The organism is Lutibacter sp., from assembly GCF_041596795.1.
In the GTDB taxonomy this organism is placed as follows: domain Bacteria; phylum Bacteroidota; class Bacteroidia; order Flavobacteriales; family Flavobacteriaceae; genus Lutibacter.
Genome location: NZ_JBFHHX010000159.1, coordinates 1 through 6808 on the forward strand (window position 1 = coordinate 1; position 6808 = coordinate 6808).

At 28.1% G+C, this 6808-nt stretch carries 7 protein-coding genes and 1 pseudogene; 7 read left to right on the top strand and 1 reads right to left on the bottom strand.

Translation table 11 applies throughout. From position 1 onward, the window contains the following. Positions 1–933: xanthine dehydrogenase family protein molybdopterin-binding subunit (locus ABY298_RS13940; RefSeq protein ID WP_372746672.1), on the top strand; the 933-nt coding region annotated here is incomplete at its 5' end. A gap of 65 nt (positions 934–998) precedes the next feature. Then, positions 999–1553: an acyl-CoA thioesterase gene (locus ABY298_RS13945; protein ID WP_372746673.1), complete on the top strand. Its 555-nt coding sequence runs from the start codon at positions 999–1001 to the stop codon at positions 1551–1553. Positions 1554–1585: 32 nt separating this feature from the next. Here the strand turns inward: ABY298_RS13945 and gltX are convergent, their stop codons facing one another. After that, complete coding sequence (gene gltX / locus ABY298_RS13950) at positions 1586–3115, bottom strand: glutamate--tRNA ligase (protein ID WP_372746674.1); 1530 nt, start codon at positions 3113–3115, stop codon at positions 1586–1588. A gap of 496 nt (positions 3116–3611) precedes the next feature. Here gltX and ABY298_RS13955 point away from each other — a divergent pair, with 496 nt between their 5' ends. From ABY298_RS13955 to ABY298_RS13975, 5 genes and pseudogenes are all read left to right on the top strand, one after another. Beyond that, on the top strand, positions 3612–4001 hold the full coding sequence (locus tag ABY298_RS13955) for a hypothetical protein (RefSeq protein WP_372746675.1): 390 nt from the start codon (positions 3612–3614) through the stop codon (positions 3999–4001). Positions 4002–4019: 18 nt separating this feature from the next. Beyond that, entirely contained in the window at positions 4020–4652 is a 633-nt protein-coding gene (locus ABY298_RS13960) for a hypothetical protein (RefSeq protein ID WP_372746676.1), read from the top strand. 2 nt (positions 4653–4654) lie between these two features. Then, positions 4655–5431: a sensor histidine kinase gene (locus ABY298_RS13965; RefSeq protein WP_372746677.1), complete on the top strand. Its 777-nt coding sequence runs from the start codon at positions 4655–4657 to the stop codon at positions 5429–5431. A 5-nt stretch (positions 5432–5436) separates the two neighbouring features. Further along, on the top strand, positions 5437–6081 hold the full coding sequence (locus ABY298_RS13970) for a response regulator (protein ID WP_372746678.1): 645 nt from the start codon (positions 5437–5439) through the stop codon (positions 6079–6081). Between the two features lie 45 nt (positions 6082–6126). Next, positions 6127–6808 (top strand): annotated as a pseudogene (locus tag ABY298_RS13975) (hypothetical protein); the annotation flags it as partial.

The following is a 6808-nucleotide window of genomic DNA, read 5'->3' on the forward strand; positions in this document are numbered from 1 at the left end:
GGTTTTGGAGGAAAAATTTACAATCAACAAGCTATTGAAGCTGCAAAAATTGCTAAAATTTGTGGAAAACCTATACAATTGGTTTGGAGTAGAAAAGAAGAGTTTTTGTACGATAGATTTAGGCCAGCTGCATTGGTAAAAGTTAATTCTGGAGTTGATGAAAATGGTAAATTAAATTTATGGGAGTTTGATATTTATTGCGCTGGAACACGCGGAACGTCATTATTTTATGATATTCCACATAATAAAACTCAAATTTTTAACGATAACAATGTTCATATTTTTGGAACTGGTGCTTGGCGTGCTCCAGGTAATAATTCAACAACATTTGCACGTGAATCTCATATTGATGTAATGGCTTTTAAAGTAGGTATAGATCCTTTAGATTTTAGATTAAATAATTTAAAAAATGAGGATATGAAAGCAACCTTAAAATTAGCTGCTGAAACATTTAATTGGAATCGTCCTAAAAAAGATGGTTATGGTTACGGAATTGCCTTAGGTGAAGATGCAGGAACTATGGTTGCAATTATTGCAGAAGTGTATGTAGATAAAACAACTGGAATAGTAACACCAATTAAAATGGTTTGTGCTCAGGATATGGGACAAGTTGTAAATCCGCATGGTGCAACTGTACAAACCGAAGGTGGAATTACTATGGGTTTAGGTTATGCTTTGTATGAAGAAATTAAATTTAATGGTGGAAAATTAAAAGCTAGAAACTTTAATAGTTACACAATTACTAAGTTTTCTACTACACCTAAAATTGAATGTGTTTTTATAGATAAAATGGATTCTAAACCACAAGGTGGAGGAGAACCTGCTATAATTTGCGTTGGTGGAGCTATTGCTAATGCTGTATTTGATGCTTGTGGAGCACGTGTAAATATACTACCAATTACTCCAGAGCGTATATTAAAAGAGTTAGATTAATTTTATTTTAATATTAAAAATGTTAAATTAAATGCTATTTTTACTTTAAAAATAGCATTTTTTATATGACATATTTTAAAAAACCTGAAGATTCAGAAATTATTTTAACTGAATTAATGTTGCCATCACATTCTAATTTTAGTGGTAAAATTCACGGTGGATTTATTCTATCATTAATGGATAAAGCGGCGTTTGCATCTGCTTCTAAGTTTTCTGGACAGTATTGTGTAACAGCTTCTGTAAACAGGGTAGATTTTTTAAATTCTATTGAAGTAGGAGAGTTGTTAACCTTACGTGCAAAAGTTAATTATGTGGGTAGATCTTCAATGGTTGTAGGAATTAGAGTAGAATCTCAAAATATTAGAACGGGTGTTGTAAAGCATTGTAATTCATCTTATTTTTCTATGGTTGCTAAGGATGAAAGTGGAAATACCGTAAAAGTTCCGGGGTTAATTTTATCTTCGTTAAACGATATGCGTCGTTTTTTACGCTCTATTAAACATATTAAAATGCGTAATGATCGAAAATTAGAATTTAGCAGAAGTACTTTTGAACCTGAAAAATATAAAGATGCTTTAAAAGATTACAATGTGAGAATTGACATTGAAGGATATAAATAAAAAAGGGAGCAATTTAATTTGCTCCCTTTTTTTTAAAATGTTTTGATAGTTTTTTCTAATCTAGCAATAGTTTCTTGTTTACCAATCATTTCGGCAATGTCAAATAGGTGAGGACCTTTCATTGCACCTACCAAACTTAACCTAAAAGGTTGCATTACTTTTCCAAAACCAATTTCTTTACTTGTAATCCATTCTTTTACAGTGTTTTCTATATTTATAGATGTAAAATCTGAAACCGATTCTATAATTGAAATTAATTCTTTCATTAAATCTGAAGTGTCTTCTTTCCAGTTTTTAGCTACTGCTTTTTCATCGTAAACAGTTGGAGCTTGAAAAAAGTAATCGCTTAAATCCCAAAAATCATTTACAAAAGTTGCACGTTCTTTAATTTGTGACACTACTTTAGTAATGTAATTTTTATCTTTTGTAATTCCTTTTTCTTTTAAAATATCGGTATATAAATCAGCTAAATCGTCATCAGATTTTTGCATCATATATTGTTGATTAAACCATTTTGTTTTATCTGGACTAAATTTTGCACCACTTTTACTAACTCGCGCTAAATCAAATACTTTTGAAAGTTCTTCAAGTGTAAAAATTTCTTGTTCAGTTCCTGGATTCCATCCTAATAAAGCCAACATATTTATAAAAGCATCAGCAAAATAGCCATCTTCTTTATAACCTCTAGATATTTCGTTGGTTTCTGCGTTTTTGTACTCTAATGGAAACACCGGAAAACCTAATTTATCACCATCGCGTTTGCTTAGTTTTCCTTTACCAACTGGTTTTAAAATAAGTGGTAAATGTGCAAATTCTGGAGCTTTCCAACCAAAAGCTTCATACAAAGCAATGTGTAAAGGAACTGATGGCAACCATTCTTCACCACGTATAACGTGTGTAATTTCCATTAAATGGTCATCAACAATATTTGCTAAATGATAGGTTGGCATTCCATCGCTTTTAAATAAAATTTTGTCATCTAAAATTTCACGTTTAAAAGTAACTTCACCTCTAATTAAATCGTTGGTTGTAATTGTTTCTTTTACTCCCTCAATTTCAGGTTCATACATTTTAAAACGCACAACATATTTTTCACCAGCGGCAATTCTGCTTTCAACTTCTTGTGTTGATAAAGAAATAGAGTTGGTTAATTTTGCTCTGTTATGCCAGTTGTAAATAAAGGTTTTTCCTTTTTTTTCGTGATCTTCTCTGTGAAAATCTAATTCTTCTGCAGTATCAAAAGCATAATATGCTTTACCTTTAGCTATTAATTCTTCGGCGTATTTTTTATAAATTTCTTTACGTTCTGATTGACGATATGGACCAAATTTTTCGTTTTTATTTGGACCTTCATCAAAAGGAATTCCACACCAATTTAAGGCATCAATTATATATTGTTCAGCATTTGAAACATACCTAGTTTGATCGGTATCTTCTATTCTTAAAATAAAAGTTCCATTATTTTTTTTAGCAAATAAGTAATTAAAAAGGGCGGTTCTAACACCACCAATATGTAAAGGTCCAGTAGGACTTGGAGCAAAACGCACTCTTACATTATCCATTTTTATTGAGTTTTAGAGTGCAAAGATAATTTATAAGAATAAATAGGCATATTTTATTATAAAAAAAAGGTTGCTTGTTAGCAACCTTTTCAAAATCTGCCCAATAAATAGATTTTAGTACCCTTTAAAATATTTAAAGAATTAGTAAATTAATGTGGGGACACACGTTGGTTTTAAACAGTAATTAAACTTTTATTGTTCTTTCAATTTTGTATGCTGGTTGAGAGTTTTTAATTACATTGGTTAGAATGTAAAAATTTAAACTCATAATAAGCAGTACAAAAAAGCAAATAATAAAAAATTTTACTTTATTCGAATTGATATCCTTACTAAACATTATTCTATAAAAATTACTTTGGTTCAAAAGTATGTGTGTTATCTGTTTTTTTAGCAAGGTAAAATCCGTTTTTTACTAGGGGATTTATCCCCTAAAATTATTTTATAAATTGTTTGTTTGAAAAGTTTAACTTTATGCTTTTATTTAAAAATTATAAAAATGAAGAAAATTACTTTTGAAGAAGCTAAAAAATTAAATCAGAATTTTGTTAAAACGCGTTCTAAAGCTATTGACAGTGCTATTGGTAAAAACGATGCTGTTTCTAGTTGGTTTTCTCTAGATGAGTTAAAAGAATATATAGCGTATGTTGAAGAACAAGGGAAACTTAAAAAAATTGATGTTACTGGTTTAAGAGTTTATTTTGGAGCCTATAATAATTCTGAAAAAGAAGGTACTAAAAAAGATTTAACTACTGTATTTATTGTACCTACGCAAAAAAATGAAAAATTAAAAGGTAAAGTAGGAGGTGATAATTCTGATATTACTGATATAGATGGTTTAAATGGAGGTGGTTTAGGTTATCCACCATCAGCAGTTTATCCTCAATAATTTAATAAAGAAATACAATTGTTTATAGAATACAGTTATATTGGTTTTTATACAATAATACTAATTGTAGGTTTTTATCATTTTAAAAAATATGAACATAGTGTTCTTTTAAAATGGTGGATGGGCTTTTTAGTATATTCGTTTTTAACAGAATTAGTATCTAGATATACTATTGAAAGATTTAGAATTAGAGCAATTATTATTTATAATTCATGGTATTTTTTAAATGCTTTATTTTATTTATTATTTTATTTTTATAAGGTAAATAATAGAATAAGAAAGAGAATACTACTTAGTTTAATAAGTGTTTATTTAGTTTTTTTTGGATTACAATTTGTTTATTTAAATTATACTAAAGAATATTTTGTTTATACCTGGATGGCTGGTCAGTTATTTGTGGTGTTTTCCGTTATTATATATTTTGCTGAAATGTTAAATAGTGATAAGATTATTAACATTCAAAAATCCTTATTTTTTTGGATAAGTTTAGGTGTTTTAATTTTTAATGTAGTTTTACTTCCAGTATTTGTTATTGGTGAATTAATTGATTGGCAAGGAATTTTTGAGTATATAATTTTTGGTGCCAATATAATATTAAGTTTATGCTTTATTACGGGTTTTGTTTTAAGTAAAAAAGAGTTTAATAATTAATTATGGGTCAAACAGAAATACAACTATTGGTTTTAATAACTACTATTATCGTATTAATTTTAGCTATTACGTTAATTGTTTTCTTTTTTTATTTTCAGCAAAAAAAAACAGCTTATTTATTAAAACAACGTGAAACACAGCTACGTTTTGATGAGGAAATAACAAAATCTAAATCTGAAATTCAGGAGCAGGCATTGCAAAATATTAGTTGGGAAATTCATGACAATGTTGGGCAATTGCTATCAGTTGCAAAAATGCAGTTAAATATTCTTCAAATGAGTGTTCCAGAAGAGGCTCAAATTAAAATTCAGGAAACAGGAGATATTATTGGTAAAAGTTTGGATGAACTTAGAGGTTTGGCTAAATCTTTAAATCCTGAAACTATTAAAAATAAAGGTTTGTTAGATTCTATTTCACTTGAAATTGAACGATTTAATCGTTTAAAAGTAATTAAGGCATCCTTAAGTATTATAAATGAACCTTTTGTATTATCAAACGAAAAAGAAATTATTTTATTTAGAATTTTACAAGAATTTTGTAATAACTCTTTAAAATACTCTAAAGCCAAAAATTTAGATGTTACACTAACTTTTGATCAAAATAAACTAACTATTAGTGCTGTTGATAATGGAATTGGTTTTAATATTGAGGATAAGGAAAATCATACTGGTATTGGTTTATTAAATATGAAAAGTAGAGGTAAACTAATTGGAGCCGATATTGAGTTGAATTCATCAGTTAATCAAGGAACTAAATTGTACATTTGTTGCGAAAAATAAATTAAATGAAAAAAATTAATATTGTTATTGTAGATGATCATATGCTATTTTCACAGGCATTATTTGGATTAGTGTCTAATTATGAGGAGTTTAATGTGATTAAAGTTTTAAATAACGGTAAAGAATTGGTAGCTTATTTTTCTGAAAATAGCACAACACCCGATGTTGTTTTAATGGATATTAAAATGCCAGAGATGAATGGAATAGAAGCTACTCATTGGCTTAAAGATAATAAACCATCGGTTAAAGTTTTGGCATTATCTATGGAGTGCGATGAAGTTACTATTTTACAAATGTTACGTGCAGGAGCAAAAGGATATTTGTTAAAAGATATTCATCCAAAAATTTTGCATCATGCAATTTCAGAAGTATATAAAAATGGTTTTTATTACACTGAAAATGTGACGAATACATTGTTGAATTCAGTTTCTATAAATGAAAAGAAATCTTCCATAAATTTAAAAGAACGAGAATTAGAATTTCTAAAATTGGCGTGTTCCGAAAGAACTTACAAAGATATTGCCGATGAAATGTGTTTAAGCCCTAAAACTGTAGAAAATTACAGAGAGGCGCTATTTGAAAAATTGAATGCTAAAACACGTATTGGATTGGTTTTATATGCTATAAAGGAAAAAATTGTACGGCTTTAATCTAATTTTAGTTATTTTTAGCGTTAAATAGTTAAAAGTAACCACTTGAATAATTTTAAACATATACAAACAAAATTACAGCAATTTATAAGGAAGTTTTATATAAATGAACTTATAAAAGGATTATTGTTGTTTTTTACTATTGGTTTGTTATATTTTCTTTTTACACTTTTTATTGAGTATTTACTGTGGTTAAAACCTTTTTATAGAACGGTTTTATTTTGGCTTTTTGTGTTGGTAGAACTCGCACTGCTTGTTAAATATATATTTCTTCCAATTTTTAAGTTAACTGGTATAAAAAAAGGTATTTCAGAATTTGAAGCGTCAAAAATAATTGGTAAATATTTTCCTGAAGTAAGTGATAAGTTGCTGAATATGTTGCAGTTAAAAGAATTTAATGAGAATTCTGAATTAATTGAAGCAAGTATTGAGCAAAAATCTTTAGAATTACAACCAATACCTTTTGTACGGGCTGTTGATTTTAACAAAAATCGAAAATATTTAAAATATACGGTTATTCCATTGTTGGTTTGGTGTGTTGTATATATTACTGGAAATATAAATGTTTTTAATGATAGTTTTAAACGAGTTATTCAGCATAGTACGCAATTTGAACAACCTGCGCCGTTTACCTTTGTTATTTTAAATAAATCATTGAAAGTTATTGAAGGAGAGTCCTTTTTTTTAGAGGTTGAAGCTGTAGGAATGAGTATTCCAGAAGATGTAA

What these genes read in the sequence shown, in the direction of transcription:
- ABY298_RS13945 (WP_372746673.1), top strand. Translation starts at nt 999, where the DNA reads ATGACATATTTTAAAAAACCTGAAGATTCAGAAATTATTTTAACTGAA.
- gltX (WP_372746674.1), bottom strand. Translation starts at nt 3,115, where the DNA reads ATGGATAATGTAAGAGTGCGTTTTGCTCCAAGTCCTACTGGACCTTTA.
- ABY298_RS13955 (WP_372746675.1), top strand. Translation starts at nt 3,612, where the DNA reads ATGAAGAAAATTACTTTTGAAGAAGCTAAAAAATTAAATCAGAATTTT.
- ABY298_RS13965 (WP_372746677.1), top strand. Translation starts at nt 4,655, where the DNA reads ATGGGTCAAACAGAAATACAACTATTGGTTTTAATAACTACTATTATC.
- ABY298_RS13970 (WP_372746678.1), top strand. Translation starts at nt 5,437, where the DNA reads ATGAAAAAAATTAATATTGTTATTGTAGATGATCATATGCTATTTTCA.